At 26.9% G+C, this 17013-nt stretch carries 15 protein-coding genes and 2 pseudogenes; 14 read left to right on the top strand and 3 right to left on the bottom strand.

Translation table 11 applies throughout. The features are described 5' to 3' along the window. Positions 1-29: 29 nt before the first annotated feature. Positions 30-932 carry a hydroxymethylbilane synthase gene (gene hemC / locus BPEN_RS02965; protein ID WP_011283117.1) on the bottom strand — a complete coding sequence of 301 codons (903 nt, stop codon included), beginning with the start codon at positions 930-932 and terminating at the stop codon, positions 30-32. Between the two features lie 1057 nt (positions 933-1989). Here hemC and dapF point away from each other — a divergent pair. The 9 genes and pseudogenes from dapF to yigL all read left to right on the top strand — a co-directional run bounded on the left by dapF (position 1990) and on the right by yigL (position 8321). Continuing rightward, positions 1990-2814: a diaminopimelate epimerase gene (dapF, locus tag BPEN_RS02960; protein WP_011283116.1), complete on the top strand. Its 825-nt coding sequence runs from the start codon at positions 1990-1992 to the stop codon at positions 2812-2814. 173 nt (positions 2815-2987) lie between these two features. Next, positions 2988-3704, top strand: a complete 717-nt coding sequence (yigB, locus tag BPEN_RS02955; RefSeq protein ID WP_011283115.1) for a 5-amino-6-(5-phospho-D-ribitylamino)uracil phosphatase YigB — start codon at positions 2988-2990, stop codon at positions 3702-3704. Between the two features lie 64 nt (positions 3705-3768). After that, positions 3769-3963, top strand: a complete 195-nt coding sequence (locus BPEN_RS03275; RefSeq protein ID WP_049749217.1) for a UvrD-helicase domain-containing protein — start codon at positions 3769-3771, stop codon at positions 3961-3963. A gap of 82 nt (positions 3964-4045) precedes the next feature. After that, positions 4046-4498: pseudogene (locus tag BPEN_RS03395) on the top strand (UvrD-helicase domain-containing protein). Further along, the gene (locus BPEN_RS03270) at positions 4455-4742 is read left to right on the top strand and encodes a UvrD-helicase domain-containing protein (protein WP_187145669.1); all 288 of its coding nucleotides are present in this window, start codon (positions 4455-4457) and stop codon (positions 4740-4742) included. The pseudogene BPEN_RS03395 and the gene BPEN_RS03270 overlap by 44 nt, the downstream one beginning before the upstream one ends. Before the next feature lie 82 nt (positions 4743-4824). Further along, positions 4825-5178: pseudogene (locus BPEN_RS03420) on the top strand (3'-5' exonuclease); the annotation flags it as partial. Between the two features lie 149 nt (positions 5179-5327). Continuing rightward, complete coding sequence (locus tag BPEN_RS03315; RefSeq protein ID WP_083754332.1) at positions 5328-5579, top strand: 3'-5' exonuclease; 252 nt, start codon at positions 5328-5330, stop codon at positions 5577-5579. A gap of 592 nt (positions 5580-6171) precedes the next feature. After that, positions 6172-7116 (top strand): magnesium/cobalt transporter CorA, encoded by a 945-nt coding sequence (gene corA, locus BPEN_RS02945; protein WP_011283114.1) that lies wholly within the window; start codon positions 6172-6174, stop codon positions 7114-7116. A 365-nt stretch (positions 7117-7481) separates the two neighbouring features. Next, on the top strand, positions 7482-8321 hold the full coding sequence (yigL, locus tag BPEN_RS02940) for a sugar/pyridoxal phosphate phosphatase YigL (protein WP_011283113.1): 840 nt from the start codon (positions 7482-7484) through the stop codon (positions 8319-8321). A 448-nt stretch (positions 8322-8769) separates the two neighbouring features. Here yigL and BPEN_RS02935 read toward each other — a convergent pair whose 3' ends face one another. Then, positions 8770-9363 carry a YhgN family NAAT transporter gene (locus BPEN_RS02935; RefSeq protein ID WP_011283112.1) on the bottom strand — a complete coding sequence of 198 codons (594 nt, stop codon included), beginning with the start codon at positions 9361-9363 and terminating at the stop codon, positions 8770-8772. A 135-nt stretch (positions 9364-9498) separates the two neighbouring features. Here BPEN_RS02935 and asd point away from each other — a divergent pair, with 135 nt between their 5' ends. Next, entirely contained in the window at positions 9499-10605 is a 1107-nt protein-coding gene (gene asd / locus BPEN_RS02930; protein ID WP_011283111.1) for an aspartate-semialdehyde dehydrogenase, read from the top strand. A 157-nt stretch (positions 10606-10762) separates the two neighbouring features. On the opposite strand, the gene BPEN_RS02925 is transcribed toward asd, so the two are convergent. Further along, positions 10763-11353, bottom strand: coding sequence for an NfuA family Fe-S biogenesis protein (locus tag BPEN_RS02925; protein ID WP_011283110.1), 591 nt, complete (start codon positions 11351-11353; stop codon positions 10763-10765). Positions 11354-12871: 1518 nt separating this feature from the next. Here BPEN_RS02925 and aroK point away from each other — a divergent pair. From aroK to trpS, 4 genes are all read left to right on the top strand, one after another. After that, the gene (aroK, locus tag BPEN_RS02920) at positions 12872-13408 is read left to right on the top strand and encodes a shikimate kinase AroK (protein WP_041567570.1); all 537 of its coding nucleotides are present in this window, start codon (positions 12872-12874) and stop codon (positions 13406-13408) included. 54 nt (positions 13409-13462) lie between these two features. Next, positions 13463-14551 carry a 3-dehydroquinate synthase gene (aroB, locus tag BPEN_RS02915; protein ID WP_011283108.1) on the top strand — a complete coding sequence of 363 codons (1089 nt, stop codon included), beginning with the start codon at positions 13463-13465 and terminating at the stop codon, positions 14549-14551. Positions 14552-14949: 398 nt separating this feature from the next. Beyond that, positions 14950-15615 carry a ribulose-phosphate 3-epimerase gene (rpe, locus tag BPEN_RS02910; RefSeq protein ID WP_011283107.1) on the top strand — a complete coding sequence of 222 codons (666 nt, stop codon included), beginning with the start codon at positions 14950-14952 and terminating at the stop codon, positions 15613-15615. A 236-nt stretch (positions 15616-15851) separates the two neighbouring features. Beyond that, positions 15852-16850: a tryptophan--tRNA ligase gene (gene trpS, locus BPEN_RS02905; protein WP_011283106.1), complete on the top strand. Its 999-nt coding sequence runs from the start codon at positions 15852-15854 to the stop codon at positions 16848-16850. Positions 16851-17013: the final 163 nt, after the last annotated feature.

Genomic DNA, 17013 nt, shown 5'->3' with positions numbered 1-17013 from the left:
ATGATTAAATTAAATCAAATAAAAACATGTTATCGTTTAAATTTAATTAATAAATCTTCAGCAAGGATAAAACCTAATTTTTCTGCTTGATCTAAAGGCGCCCTTCCTTCAGTACGAATAATCTTGCTACCATCAGGTAATCCAATAAGTGCTCTTAGCCATATTTGATCCTCTTCAATTTCAGCATAACTAGCAATTGGTAAATGACAATAACTTTCCAAATAAGTAGTAACAGCGCGTTCCGCTCTGACACGAAATGAGGTTTCTTGATGATATAATGGTGATAATAAGGATAAAATATCAGCATCATTCGAACGACATTCAATGGCTATAACACCTTGTCCCATTGCTGGTAGTAGATCAGACGGATCAATATGAACACGAATGTACTCATGTAACTGTAATCGTTGTAATCCAGCTACAGCTAAAACTATTGCATCATATTGTCCATATTGTAATTTTTTTAATCTAGTATCTATATTACCTCGCAAGTTACTAACTACTAGATCTGGACGATGCGCTCGTATTTGACATTGTCTGCGTAAACTTGATGTACCTATTACACTACCAATAGGTAACGTATCTATGTTAGGGTATTTTAAACTAACAAAAGCATCACGTGGATCATTGCGTTTACATAGAACTGGAAGAGTTAATTCATCTGGTAAAGGCACTGTAATATCTTTCATGGAATGAACAGCAATATCGGCACGGAAGTTTATTAATGCATGTTCTAATTCTTTAATAAATGCACCTTTTTTAATTTTATTTTTTGCATCAATATTTAAAAATTTATCTCCTGTTGTTACAATAGGCATCAACTCTATGCTTAATGTTGGATGATAATGTTTCAATTCATTATGAACATATTGAGCTTGACAAATAGCAAGTTGACTTTTTCGTGTAGCAATTTTTAAAATTTTATTTTTCATCAGTATCATTATGTTAAGACAATATGATTGTAATCTTTAATCAATCTGAATGTTTTTTATAATTATATTATAAAAACATTTGTTAAAAAATTTTTAAAATAAGTAAATGTTTATTACATTAATCAATTTTAATTATTTTTTATAATTAAATAATAAGAATAATGCGTTAAATTCAGATTTTTAATTTTTATGTAATTAAAACGTTTTAGGTAAATCAGCAGCAGTTTTATGGCGATATTATATATTGTATACAATCATAGTATTTTGATATTTAAAAAATTAGGACTTAAATAAATATTTTCTCGATAAATTATAGAAAAAAGTTCCTTTGTATATTATTACTTATAGTATTGCAATACTATCACATTTTAAATTTTAATTTTTATTATGTTTTTATAAATATTGAAAATAAAAAATTTATTATAAGATGATTTGATTATTATTAATTATAAAAATTAATCTTACATATTTTATATGTGATACTTTAATTATTGATGAAAATAAAGAAAGTAACAAGTATTAATAATTTATGCATATAAATTATTCAGTATTTTTGATTATTGAAAGTAAAATCATTTTTATTGTAATAGTTTAAAAGGATACTTGTTTATGTAAAAGTATATTGTTACAAACAGTGATATTATTATTTCAAATAAGAATATACCTTTATTAATCATTGAAATAATAATCATGATTATGATATTAAAAATTAATTTCAATGGATATATTAATTATTATATAAAATCCAAATAAGTAATTAAAAAGATAAACATTATAAAGTATTTTTTCTTGCAAAGATGTTATGATGATCACATGAATGTAGTCATTTTTTATTTGTTATTATCCAAAAAGATATTTTCTAAAAAGAAAGAACTATGTTCTTGTTTCTATAATATAAGCAATATTTTTATGTATTGTATTGTACAATCTAATCAACAGTATTTGCATTGCTTTCAGATGTTGTAATAAATACAATAAAATCAATAATAGTTAAGTGTCATAAAACACTAAAACCATTTCCAAAAATCAGTGATGTGTGATGCTATGTGAGGAAGGTATGCGATTTACCAAAATGAACGGGCTGGGCAATGACTTTGTCATCATAGATGCTGTCACTCAAAATATACATCTTACTTCTGAAAATATCAGATATTTGTCAGATCGATTTTATGGAGTTGGTTTTGATCAATTGTTAATAGTAGAACCCCCTTATGATCCAGCAATAGATTTTCATTGTCGAATTTATAATTCGGACGGAACAGAAGTAAATCAATGTGGTAATGGTATGCGTTGTGTTGCGCAATTTGTCTGCTTAAAAAAATTAACTAATAAACGAAACATTCATATTAGTACTCGCGCTAACCATATAATATTGTCTATTATGAATGACAATCGCGTATCTGTTAATATGGGGGCGCCTATTTTTGATCCAAAACTTATTCCGTTTTATATATCACAATATCAAAAAACTTATATTTTATTTTTACCTACACAAATAATACTATGTGGTGTAGTATCTATGGGTAATCCTCATTGTATTATTTTAGTAGAAAAAATAGAAAATATCCAAGTTACTTCATTAGGATCAGCATTAGAAGATCATCATTGTTTTCCAGAACGAGTCAATGTAAGTTTTATGCAAATTATTAACTGTAATAATATTCGATTACGAGTATATGAGCGCGGAGTAGGAGAAACTCAAGCTTGCGGAACTGCCGCCTGTGCGGCAGTTGCCGTAGGCATTCAACAGGGATTATTGTATGAATCAGTAAACGTAAACTTGCCTGGGGGTACTATATCAGTAAATTGGAAAGGGGCAAGTAATGCACTGTACATGACTGGATCAACGTCTTATGTATATGATGGATATATTAATTTATAAATATATAGTAAATCCACCAAAATGTTATTGTTTTTTAATTCACGTATTTTATATTGAAACTTTATTTAGTATTTAATTTTTTATACATTATATGAATATAATGTGGTGAGTATATAAATATTTCATTGTGAAAAAATAACGATTGTAATTTAATAACATTAAAGGTACAAATTATGCATTTTTACCGTACATTACAACCTTTTTATGCTATAACTCTAGATTTAGACAATACATTATATGATAATTATCCGATAATAAATCGGGCCGAAGAAAAGTCAATATTGTTTTTGCAACAATATCATCCCGCGTTATCTAAAATACAAAACAAGGATTATTATCAATCGCGTAAATTGCTTCAATTTATAGAACCAAATATTTGTCATGATGTAAATTATTGGCGTTGGAAATCTTTAAAGATAATTTTATTACAATCAGGATTAACTCAAAATGAAGCACAATTAGGCGCTGATTACGCTATGGAAATTATTATACATTGGCGCAACAAAATCGATATTTCCCTGAGTACACATAATGTATTATCAGCATTAAGTTCTAAATGGCCATTAATTGCAATCACTAATGGCAATGCGAATCCTATTGCTTGTGGACTACAACAATATTTTCAAGATGTATTACGTGCTGGAATTAATGGTCGCGCTAAACCTTATAAAGATATGTATTATTTAGCTTCAAAGCGTTTTGGAATATCTTGTAACAATATTCTACATGTAGGAGATGACTTGAATACAGATATAAAAGGAGCAATACATGCTGGGATGCAGGCTTGTTGGATTAGTCAATATAACTTAAATCAATGTTGTTCAGTTGATGCAACACTGTTACCACATTTGAAAATTTCAAAATTAACATCATTAACATATTTATTATAATGTTAATAGTTATGTTGAATTCATATATCTATAAGTAATTATTTACTATGTGTTGTGATATTTTATGAATGTTTATCACATTCTTGATCAACTAAATGATAAACAACAAGAAGCGGTAACTTCTAATGATCAAAATATATTGGTGTTATCTGAAGCTGGTAGCAGAAAAACTCGAGTATTAGTTAACCGCATTCTCTTGGTTACAATTAGTGAAAAAATATATCCAATGGCCAATAATAGCGATTACTTTTGCGAATAAAGTTACTTCAGTAATGCAAAATAGCATACAATCTTTAATTGGTGTTCAAAAAAAATGATTTATGGATTAGTACTTTTCATGGATTAGCAAATCGGTTACTACACGCTCATTACGTAGATGCAGATTTACCAAAAATTTTCAAATCCTCGATAACAACGATCAAATTCAACTTTTGAAACAATTAATATGCTCACTTAACTTAAATGAAAACAAGTATGGCGTACAAGCTATGTATTATATCAATAGTGAGAAAAATAAGATTCCAGATATTCCAAATATAAATATTAATAGCAATTCAATAGAAATGATATGGTTCCGAATTTATCAGTTTTATCAAGACATATGTAATCGCTCTGAATTAATAGATTTTAATGAATTATTGAAACATGCATATATGTTGTGTTGAAATTATCTGAATATTTTACGTTATTATCCAAAACGATTTATTAATATTTTAGTGGATGAATTTCAAGATACTAATACAGTTCAATATGTTTGTTTACGCCTTTTATCAGGAGTCAGGAGAAAACAATAATTTAATGATTGTTGGCGATGATGATCAATCTATTTATGGGTGGAGAGGAGCACAAATAAAAAATTTTCAACGATTTTTAGAAGATTTGACACGTATTACATTAGAACAGAATTATCGTTCTGCTAATAATATTTTAAGAGCTGCCAATACTCTTATTTGTAAAAATGATACACGTTTCAAGAAAAATTTATGGACATGTAAAATAAAGGAGATGCTATTTCTCTGTATTGTGCTTTTAATGTAATAGATGAAGCTATATTCGTAGCAAATAATCTAATAGATTGGAAAAAACGACATGGTTTTCTAAATAAGTAGATGTTTTATATCGAAATAATTTTCAATCTTTTTTATTAGAAGAAATTTTATTAAAAAATATACCTTATCACATATATGGAGAGATAGGATTTTTTGAACGCAAAGAAATCGGAGATATTATAATAGCTTATTTAAAATTTATTCTTAATCAGAATAATGACACTGCTTATATGCGAATCATTAACATACTTCATAGAAGAATTGGTCAACGTACTTTAGAGCTTATTAAAAAATACGTTAATTTAAATCACTTAAGCTTGTGGGAGAGTAACTTATTTATTTCAAACAAAAAACGATTAAAGGTAGATCTGCTATTGATAGATTCCTTAAAAAATCAAATGTCCAATTATATTGCCCTTGCATGAACAAATTTTTTATATTGTTAAGCAAGTCGGATTATGATGGAATATGTATAAAAAATATGTCAGCCCAACATATTGTGAACGCATACACAATATTAAAGAATTTATAACAATGAGTAAGCAATACAGTATTCTATCAGCATCAACGATAAATACATACATATCTATTACAACAATTTTTATCGTATATTTCTTTAGAATTTGAAGAAAATTTATCTAATACTTATTCAAATGCAGTACAACTCATGATGCTATATGCTTCAAAAGGATTAGAATTTTCCCAAGTATTTATTATAGGCTTAGAAGAAGGGATTTCTCCAAACGATGTTTCTTTAATTAACAAAGAATTATTAGAAGAAGAACGTAGATTAATTTATGTTGGCATCACACGTGCTATGGCATAAATTAACAATTAGTTATTCAGAAACTCGTTATATTTACGGAAAAGAGATGGTCATTCAATCACCATATAGATTTGTTAATGAATTACCGATAGATTGTTTAAAAGTATAGTATATTGATGTTACTCAGCAAGAGTAAAGCCCTGTTATTCGTATAAACTTATATTGTTATTTTATTGAATTTTCAGAGAGTTATTACTCTAATCCTCATTAGGATTATTATATAATACAAATATATCTATATTATTATTAAAAATATTTATAAATATTGACAATCTTTTTATTCTAGGCGTAACATGCCCGCTCTAATCTGCAGATTGTACTTATACTATCTCAGTGAATAACATCTAATCGAGTATTTAAATAATTATTATAATTGAATTATATTCATTACCAAATAAATAAAAACTTTACGAATTATTTGTACGTCATAGATATTCGATACGCGATGATGATTGTTTATAGCTGTTTTGTCATGTAATGCGTATTGTCGAATGTCGAAATTACATGGTATGAGAATAGCTATTTATTATCTAATTTTAGTTATTGTGATCTAATGTAGACTAATTTGTATTCTTTGAGGAAGCAATGATATATGTATAATATATTTCAATTAAAAAATAATCATTTATTTCGTATTAATGAAAAAGATAAAATATCATTTTTAAATAATATTATTTGGATTGATATAATAGATTCATGCGGCGATGGTCATAATTATATACCAAACATATTGCTTCACCAAAAAATAAAGTTTTTTGAATTGAAAGACATTAACAAGACTACACGTTTCTTTAAAGATAAAAATGGATTACATATTCATTCTTTTTTCTTTTCATATAACAGCCAAGAACAAATAGATAACTCTAGTGTATTCTTTACCATTCACAACGGATGTTTATATACTTCACGAAAAAAAGAATTTCCAGTATTTTGTATGTATCAAAAATATTTGCATAACCATTTGTTAATTAATGGAAATGCCTATGAATTATTATTAAATTTATTTGAGGTAAAACTTGATGACCTAACAAATAAAATAGAGCATATTTATGCTACCTTAGAAACATTGAGTTCTGTTATTATGAACGGACAACAAATCGATGAATACGATCATGCGCTTTCTGATTTAGCTATATTGGAAAATATAGGATGGAAAATTCGTGTTAATTTATTAGATACTGAAAGAGCAATAAAATTTTTAATACGTAAAGTAAAATTACCTGTATCACAACAAAAATATGCTAACGATATTTTAAATGAAATCACATTGTTATTACCTCACAATGAATATGTATTTCATCAAATCAGTTCTTTAACCCAATCAGCAATGGGATTTATTAATATTGAACAAAATAGAATTATAAAAATTTTTTCAGTTATTTTTTTACCTCCAACTTTAATTGCATCTAGCTATGGAATGAATTTTAAATTTATGCCAGAATTACAATGGTCATTTGGTTACCCTAGCGCCATTATTTTAATGATTCTATCAGGACTTGCTCCGTACATTTATTTCAAATATAAAAATTGGCTATAAATATTATAAATATAATTGCAGTACATATATAATTTTTCTAAAAAAAATACTAATCTAATTAAGATTAAGTGTTTTGAAATTATGTTCTTACATATATCCCAGCACAAAGATACGATAAAAACTCAATACATTTAAATTATTTTAAATTCTTTTTCATACAATGAATCTATAAATCTTTGTAATAATAATTACATTTTATAATTAAAAAGTTACTATATTTAATATTTTGAAAAATTCATTCAATAAATTATTATTTATAAATCATATATATAATATATCAATTTTTATTGATATCATGTCATAATATATTGATATAATAATGGTTATTTTTTATTATTTTTAATAAAAACAAAGAGAGGTAATAAATGTTTCGCATCGTTGCGTCTGATTTAGATGGTACTTTGCTAACACCGGACCACCGATTAACGTCTTTTACTAAAAAGATTCTAAAATTACTAACTACTCGTAATATTCATTTTGTTTTTGCTACTGGCCGACATCATACAAACGTCATGCAAATACGTGATAATTTGAAAATTAATTCTTATATGATTACTTCTAATGGAGCTAGAATACATAATACCTACGGGAAGTTAATTGCTTCTTACGATTTAGCTACAGAAATTGTAGATGATTTATTACGAGTAGTACATTATGATTCTCAAATTATTACTAATATCTTTTATAATGATAAGTGGCTGATTAACCGATCAATATCAAAACAAAATTGTTTTTATAACGGATATGAATCTGATTATCATATATATCAGAAAGATACATTGCCCTTGCATGGTGTCTGTAAAGTATACTTCACTAGTAATAATTATAAACGACTGTTGTCTTTAGAAAAGAAATTACATGCGCGTTGGAATCATCGAATCAATATTAGTTTTTCGCTTCCTACATGTCTTGAAGTGATGCCGGAAGGAGTTTCAAAGGGACATGCTCTAGAAAGGGTAGTTAAATTACTAGGCTGTCAACTAAAAGATTGTATTTCATTTGGTGACGGGATGAACGATCAAGAAATGCTAAAAATGGCAGGAAAAGGTTGTATAATGAGCAATGCACAGCAAAGACTGAAAGATACCCTGCCATTCTTAGAAATTATTGGCAGCAATAAAGATGATGCAGTACCTCATTATTTACAATGTATGTATCATAATACATGGTCTGATTTGTCATTAAGAAATGGTGTTTTAAATTAATATTTTTATTAAAAATATTATGATTTTTAATATTTTTTCATTATTTATTGAATAGTTTGACGAATTTGCTACATGATTTTTTGTGTTCGTATTTATAACTTTTATATATAATGACAGCTCATAACATTGTTTTAAATAATTAATAAAGTACAATTATGATTTTGTTTAATTAATATAATAAACTTTTTAAACAGTTATATTTCAAACAAAACTCTGTATAAAAAATAATCATTAATATATATATTTTTTTAAAAAATTATAATTTTTGTAATTTCACTATAGTAAAATTAATTTGTTGTATTTTAATTGAAATAATAAATAAATGTATAAATTTTTTATACTCAATTTTTAAAAAATTATTTATGCTAATTAATTTAAGAGAATCTACTAAAAATTAAATTTAAAACATCCAAATATATTTATATAATGAAATAATTTTTCAATTAAGTTATATACATAAATAACTATGTATCCCATCAAGTAACATTTGAGTAGAAATCATTACTAATAATAAACCCATTAACCTCTCCAATGCTCCGATACCTTTATTACCCAATAAACGAGAAAATACATTAGACAACATCAAAATTAGCATAGATAATCCCCACGCAATAATTAATGCTAAAATTAAAAAATTGATTTTCTGAGGATATTGATGAGACAATAACAATAACGTTGCTAAAATTGAAGGACCAGCGACTAAAGGAATAGCAAGTGGCACTAAAAAAGGTTCTTCTCCATCTGAAAATCCAGTATTATTTCCTTCTTCTGAAGGAAATATCATTTTTATGGCAATTAAAAACAACACAATACCTCCAGAAATTGAAACTGTTTCCGTGTGTAAATTAAGAAATATTAAAATATGTTCACCAACAAATAAAAATCCTAACATTAATAATAAGGCGATTATCATCTCTCTAATTATTATAATTTGACGTCGTTTTGGTTCTAGATCTTTTAGTATCGACATAAAAATTGGTAAATTTCCGATAGGATCCATAATTAAAAACAATAGAACTGTAGCTGATATCATTTCATTCATTATTATTTTCCTAAAAGTTATTTGTGTTTTATATACACCACGCTTTTTATAAAGTAAATTACAAAATATTATTATAAACGTATTACATCATATTACATATATTTTTGATACTTAATAATGACTGTGAGATTGATAATGAAAAATATTGGGTTTGTTGGTTGGAGAGGAATGGTAGGTTCAGTATTAATGAATCGCATGAAAGAAGAAAATGATTTTAACTATTTTCACTCAATATTTCTTTCGACATCACAAATAGGAGAACATGCTCCAAACATTCAAGCATCACAAGAATTATTATTACAAGACGCTTGTAATATCGATCTGCTTAATTCTTTAGATATTATTATTACGTGTCAAGGCAGCGCATATAGTAAAATTATTTATCCAAAATTAAGAAAAATTGGATGGACAGGATATTGGATTGATAGCGCCTCATTTTTACGAATGAATGATGATGCGATTATTGTTTTGGACCCTGTTAATCAAGTATTGATAAAACAAAGTATAAATAACGGTATTAAAACATTTGTAGGAGGTAATTGCACTGTAAGTTTAATGTTAATGTCTTTAGGTGGATTGTTTGCTCATAATTTAATCGAATGGGTTTTTGCCTCTACGTATCAGGCAGCTTCTGGATGTGGAGCACGCGCCATGCGTGAGCTATTAATACAAATGGGCCAAGTGTACAATACAGTAACTGATTTGTTAACGTCCCCGTCAATGGCTATTTTAGATATTGAACATATAATTACTAAATTTAGTAAAACTGATTCCTTGTTAGTAGATTGCTTTAAAGTTCCTTTGATAGGCAACGTCATTCCGTGGATTGGTGATTATATGTATAATGGTCAAACTCAAGAAGAATGGAAAGGTCAAGCAGAAACTAATAAAATCCTCAATACTTCTAAAATTATAACAGTAGACAGTTTATGTGTACGTGTGGGCTCATTACGTTGTCATAGCCAAGCATTTGTTTTAAAACTTAAAAAAGACATTTGTTTAAAAGAAATAGAAGAATTACTCCAATCTCATAATAAATGGGTAGAAGTTATCTCAAATGATGTTACGCAATCATTAAATAAATTAACTCCTGTTATGGTATCCGGAACACTCAACATACCCATCGGTCGGTTACGCAAATTGCACGCAGGTAACAAATATATTTCAGCTTTTAGCGTGGGCGATCAGTTACTTTGGGGAGCTGCTGAGCCATTACGCAGGATATTGCGTCAATTACTATAAATTTTATTTGTTCTACAAAAAACAGATTTACAAATATATAATTTAGGAGCATTTCAAATAGAAATGCAATGCTGAAAATTTTAAATAAATTAACTCAATTATATAAAAAACTTATGGTTAGTTTACTAAAAATCTTTTGAAATAAAAAATAAAATCTCTAATAAAAAGAATGCGTCCCATGTTGATGTTGAGTCATATCTAGTACCCCTTTTAATTCTGGAAAAAGATTCTTTAAGGTAGTTTCAATTCCTTCTTTTATGGTATAGCTAGCCATTGCGCAGCCGTTACATCCGCCATAAAATTTAATAACAGCTAACAGATCTTCAGTAATACGTATTAAAGATACACTGCCTCCGTGTAGCTCTAATTGAGGATTAATTTGAAACTGTAACACATTCCTTACCCGATCTTCCAACAAATCATTGTTCATATTGTTTCTTGTATTATTGCATTCTTTAGTAGCATTCGGAGCTTTAATAGTAAGTTGAGAATCTAATTCATTAATCATCACGTCAATTTTTGCGTCTTTAAGGAAAGATACATACACTGAATCTACGTGTACAGAAAAAAGATCAAATTCAATGACCACATCACTGGTTTTAAATTCTTCTGGTGGACAAAAACAAACATTACATTTTGCATGAACTGTACCTGGGTTAACCACAAACACTCGTATCTGAGTACCTGGTTTCTTACCCGCTAGCAGTTTAGTAAAATGTTTTTGTGCAATTGGGGTTATATAAATCATATAATATGATACCTAATTATTTTTTAAAAGTACAAATAGTTTATAGTTTTATCGCGTACATGTTGTATAAACTATTTGGAATAACTTATATATATTGTTATATACTTGCGATATATATTATTTATTTCTTTATTTTTTTGATAAATAGCCTATGTTATATAGTTACACGTAATTAGTGCGCTCTATGTATGTAATTTAAAAAACTATTAACTACATTAATGACGACTTTGATTTATTGTAGCAAATTTATTTCAACATATAAACAATATTTAAGATAATAAAACGAATATAAAATTGACCGTATTATCTAGTACTTAAAAATCTGGTATCTGTTGATGAGAGAATTAATTACTATATTTTGATTTTCAAAACGAATTAACAAAAAATAGTTAAAAAATAAAAAATATATGATACTAAAAAGATGAAAAAATAATATTTTTTATTACACAATTATTAATTCACATGAACCTCGAATTCTGATAACGGGATATTTACGAATAGTTAAATTCACTGATAAATATCTATGATATCTATGTATAGGAAATTACATAGCATGTAAATCATACAAGAAAACACGATGTAAATATTAAATATGCAATCATTTATTTTTCTAAGAAAATAATTAATTTCAATAATATATTTAAAGTACTACCAATCAGATATTAATAACAATTTAAATATACTTAATATTAAATTTTAATTTTTTATCAAAACCCTAGCGACATCTTTCTTTCGTTTTCAAAGAGACTGATATTATTCATGATAAAAAACTTATAGTTTTAATATTTATCAAAATGATTATGAATCATAATAATTAACATATCAATTCATCATGCATTACATATACATATGTTAGATTTTTCAACGCACTGCATATTTATTATAAAATACACATAACTTATTATTTTATATATTTAATGAAAGAAATGTATATCTCTCAATTATATGAATATGTATCAATTCAGATTGATAATGAACATTGAAAATTTATGTTATTTTATCTAATCATATGAGTATACATAATAATAATTTAATTATTATGATAAATATCAATGTAAAATATAAAAACCTACAATACCAGTGTTTTTAAAATTAATTCCGTATCTCTTTATAAAGAGATAACATTCTCTATGTTAGACAATAAAATGTTTAAATTATTAATTAAAAATAAATTTATATTTTAAAAAAATAATGTTATCTATATAGAATTAAATTAACCTTGTACCTATATTTGATGATATTTATTCATTGTCAAATTTATTCTCCACTATGAGAATAAATAAGTTTCTAAGTTGTATCTGAACAAAGATTTGTATTACAATGATAGTATGTCGTTACATGTTAACAATTAATAGTATTATTGCGATCATTATATTATCATATAATAGATGTACATTTATAAAAAATAAGATGATTTTAATGCTTTATATTTTTTGTATCTGTACGTTTATTGATCAGTTGGGTCTTCATATAAAGTGATGAAACGATAAAATGAAGAAATCATTTTCATATAATAATATGTTAAAAAAAAATAATATTTTTTTAATCGGCCCTATGGGGGCTGGGAAAAGTACCATCGGGCGTCAACTAGCAAATCAATTAAATATGGAGTTTTTTGATTCTGATCAAGAAATTGAGACTCGTACCGGAGCAAATATTAGCTGGGTTTTCGACGTAGAAGGAGAAGAGAGATTCCGCGATCGTGAAGAAAAAATTATCGATGAATTAACAAAAAAACAGGGAATTATATTAGCTACCGGAGGTGGTTCTGTTAAATCTCACATAACACGGAATAATCTTTCCGATCGTGGATTCGTGGTATACTTAGAAACGACTATTGAAAAACAATTAATTCGAACGCAACATGATAAAAGGCGTCCATTGCTGAGATCCTCATCAGCATCAGGAAATACTCGCGACTTACTACAAGTATTAGCAAAAGAACGTAATCCGTTGTACGAGGAAATTGCAGATATAAGAATTTCTACAGACGAACAAAATGTCAGGGTTGTCGTTAATAAAATTATTATTCTTCGTAAAAAAAGCAGTTTATGACGTTTGTCATTATAAATTCATCATTTTAATATTAAAAGCTTTTATAATTTTGTTATGGAAAAAATTATCATAAAATTAGAAAAAAGAAGCTATCCAATTATTATTGCAGACAAATTGTTTAATGATTTCTTACCCTTTTGGCCATTAAATATTGATGACAAAGTAGTATTAATTACCAATGATCGAGTGGCGCCGATTTATTTAAACATATTACGTAATTTATTGATTAGATCAGGAATTGTTACTGATCAACTAATTTTACCAGATGGTGAACAAAACAAATCTCTAATTACATTAGATACAATATTTACTAAATTGCTGAAAAAAAATTATGATCGCAGTACAATACTTATTGGCCTGGGAGGAGGCGTCATTGGAGATATAACTGGATTTGCAGCCGCCACATACCAACGCGGAATACGTTTTATTCAGGTCCCGACAACATTGCTTGCACAAGTAGATGCGTCCATTGGAGGAAAAACTGGAATTAACCATATACTTGGTAAAAACATGATTGGAGCTTTTCATCAACCTATTGCGGTTATTATCAATTTAGATGTCTTGCATACGTTGAGTATGAAAGAGTTTTCTTCTGGATTAGCTGAAATCATTAAGTATGCTATAGCTCTTGACTCTAGTTTTTTTGGATGGTTGGAATCCCATTTAGATGATTTATTAATTTTGCATTTACCATCTTTAATGTACTGTATTCGTCGTTGTTGTGAATTAAAAGCATCTATAATTGCAATTGATGAACGTGATCAAGGTATTAGAAGTGTATTAAATCTTGGACATACCTATGGTCATGCTATCGAATCATACCTGGGCTATTCACAATGGTCTCACGGTGAATCTATAGCAGCAGGTATCATGATGGCAGTAAATACTGCATTACGTTTAAATCAGTTTAATTGCAGTGATGCAAAACGCATAAAATTATTATTAACACGAGCAGGTTTACCTGTGCGTGGCCCAAAAGAAATGACATCAAAAAACTATTTAGAGTATATGAAACGCGATAAAAAGTCAATATCAGGACAACTTAACTTAGTTTTGCCTACTTCTACTATAGGAAACGTAAAAACTGTCTTTAATGTAAACCATGAGTTAGTATCGTTATCCATTGAAGATACTAACAACTAATAACCATATTTAGTGATTAATAAGTATTAAAATTTAATATAGTCAGTGTATGCATTATAATGCCCATGAGAAGATTTTTTTAAAGTACAGTATAATTTAATAAAATTATTACTCGATAGTATTGAGTTAGATTCTTTATTTTAATTATGTTGGGATTTATTCTTGCATTATACGATATAGAAAATATAAATAATCTAAACTTGTAAATAATTACTTCAACATATAAATCATATAAAATATAAATCTTTTCTTGAAACAATTCTGTCTTTATAGATTTATGAAAATAAAATATTTTATGTAAAAGATAATAATATAATCTTTCTAAATTTATATTATTATTTGATTTAATTAAATTAAAATGAACTATTTTATAGTATATAATCTTTAATGGAAATTAAATGAAACGTTTCTTAATAGCTCCATCTATTTTGTCAGCTAATTTTGCTAAATTAGGAGAAGATGTTACTAATGTTGTATCTGCTGGCGCAGATATTTTACATTTTGATGTTATGGACAATCATTATGTTCCTAATTTGAGCGTAGGATCTATGGTGTTACGGTCATTACGTAGTTATGGAGTTAGTATCCCTATTGATGTGCATTTAATGGCAAAACCAATAGATCGATTAATTTCAGATTTCGCTGCTGTTGGAGCAAATTATATTAGTTTTCATCCAGAAGCAACAGAACATATTGATCGATCATTACAATTGATTAAAGAATACGGATGTAAAGCGGGATTAGTTTTTAACCCTAGCACTACTCTTAATTATTTGGAATACGTAATGGATAAAATTGACCTAATTGTATTAATGTCAGTAAATCCGGGTTTTAGCGGACAATTGTTTATTCCCATGATTTTAAATAAAATACGTCAAACACGTAAATTAATAGACAATACCAACTATAATATTGATTTAGCAGTGGATGGAGGTATTAATATAAAAAACATACATTCAATTTTAAAAGCTGGTGCAACCACGTTTATTATAGGATCAGCTATCTTTGGATCTGAAAATTATTACGAGGTTATACATAATTTTCGATCTGTTTTATCAAATTAATAACGAAAGATATTTAGTATTTTATTTTTAAATAAATAATTAAAGGAATATAATTTATAATTACCATAATTATTTTATTTGAAACAAATGTTATTTAACATATCATTTTTTTTATAAAATAATGTTATTTATAGGTTATATAACTTATAACATACAAACTATATGTTTTTGCTGTGTAAACTTTAAAAGTAATAACATTTTAATTTTTTATTATAAACACTATGGAATATATCTGTATGAATAAACCAATTTTATTTAGCGGAGCGCAGCCATCAGGTGAACTTACTATTGGTAATTATATCGGAGCGATACGTCAGTGGGTTAAAATGCAACAAGATTATCAATGTATATATTGTATAGTAGATTTACATGCAATTGCAAATCAAAATAATTTACATCGATTATATGAAACATCATTAGATACATTAGCTTTATATTTAGCATGTGGTATTGATCCTAATAATAGTACAATATTTATTCAGTCCCATGTTCCAGAGCATAGTCAATTAAATTGGTTATTAAATTGTTATACGTATTTTGGAGAGCTAAATCGTATGACTCAATTCAAAGAAAAATTAATACAACAAAAGGAAAATGTTAATATCGGGTTATTCAACTATCCAGTACTAATGGCATCAGATATTTTGTTATATCAAACTAATTTAGTTCCGGTAGGTTCTGATCAGAAACAACATTTAGAATTAACACGTAACATTGCTGAACGTTTTAATCATACATACGGAACAATTTTCGTTGTTCCAGAAGTATTTATTCCTACATGTGGTTCTCGTATTATGTCCTTGTTAGAACCAAATAAAAAAATGTCTAAATCAGATCGTAGATCTGGTAATATGATTACTCTTTTGGATGATATTAATATGGTATCAAAAAAAATTAAACGTGCTGTTACCGATACCGATCAACCTCCAAGAATTAAATACGATCCTATTAACAAACCAGGTATTTCTAATTTGTTAGAGATTCTTTCCGGAATAAGTGATCAACCTATTACGTATTTAGAAGAAATTTTTAAAGAAAAAACATATTTCCAGTTAAAAAATGAAATTATTAAATCAATATCATCGGTGTTGATAAAATTTCAAAATCGTTATTATACTGAACGTTCTAATGAAGATAAATTACGTTATATATTGTGTGTAGGAGCAAAAAAAGCGCAAAAAAAAGCTAATGTCACTTTAAAAAAAGTACATAAAGCAATGGGATTGAGTAATTAATTAAAAATAATTAATTTTTAATTTCATTAAATATAATAATATATATGTATAGTAGGCACATAAGTAAAAATAAAATATTATTTAAATTTAAAAAACGCATATGTAATAATGACAGTATTTTCATAGGATATTAATTATTAAATTAATTACACTTATTACAGCA

The organism is Candidatus Blochmanniella pennsylvanica str. BPEN (assembly GCF_000011745.1).
In the GTDB taxonomy this organism is placed as follows: domain Bacteria; phylum Pseudomonadota; class Gammaproteobacteria; order Enterobacterales; family Enterobacteriaceae; genus Blochmanniella; species Blochmanniella pennsylvanica.
The sequence above is the reverse complement of the archived record's forward strand: the minus strand, read 5'-3'. Positions and strand labels throughout refer to the sequence as shown.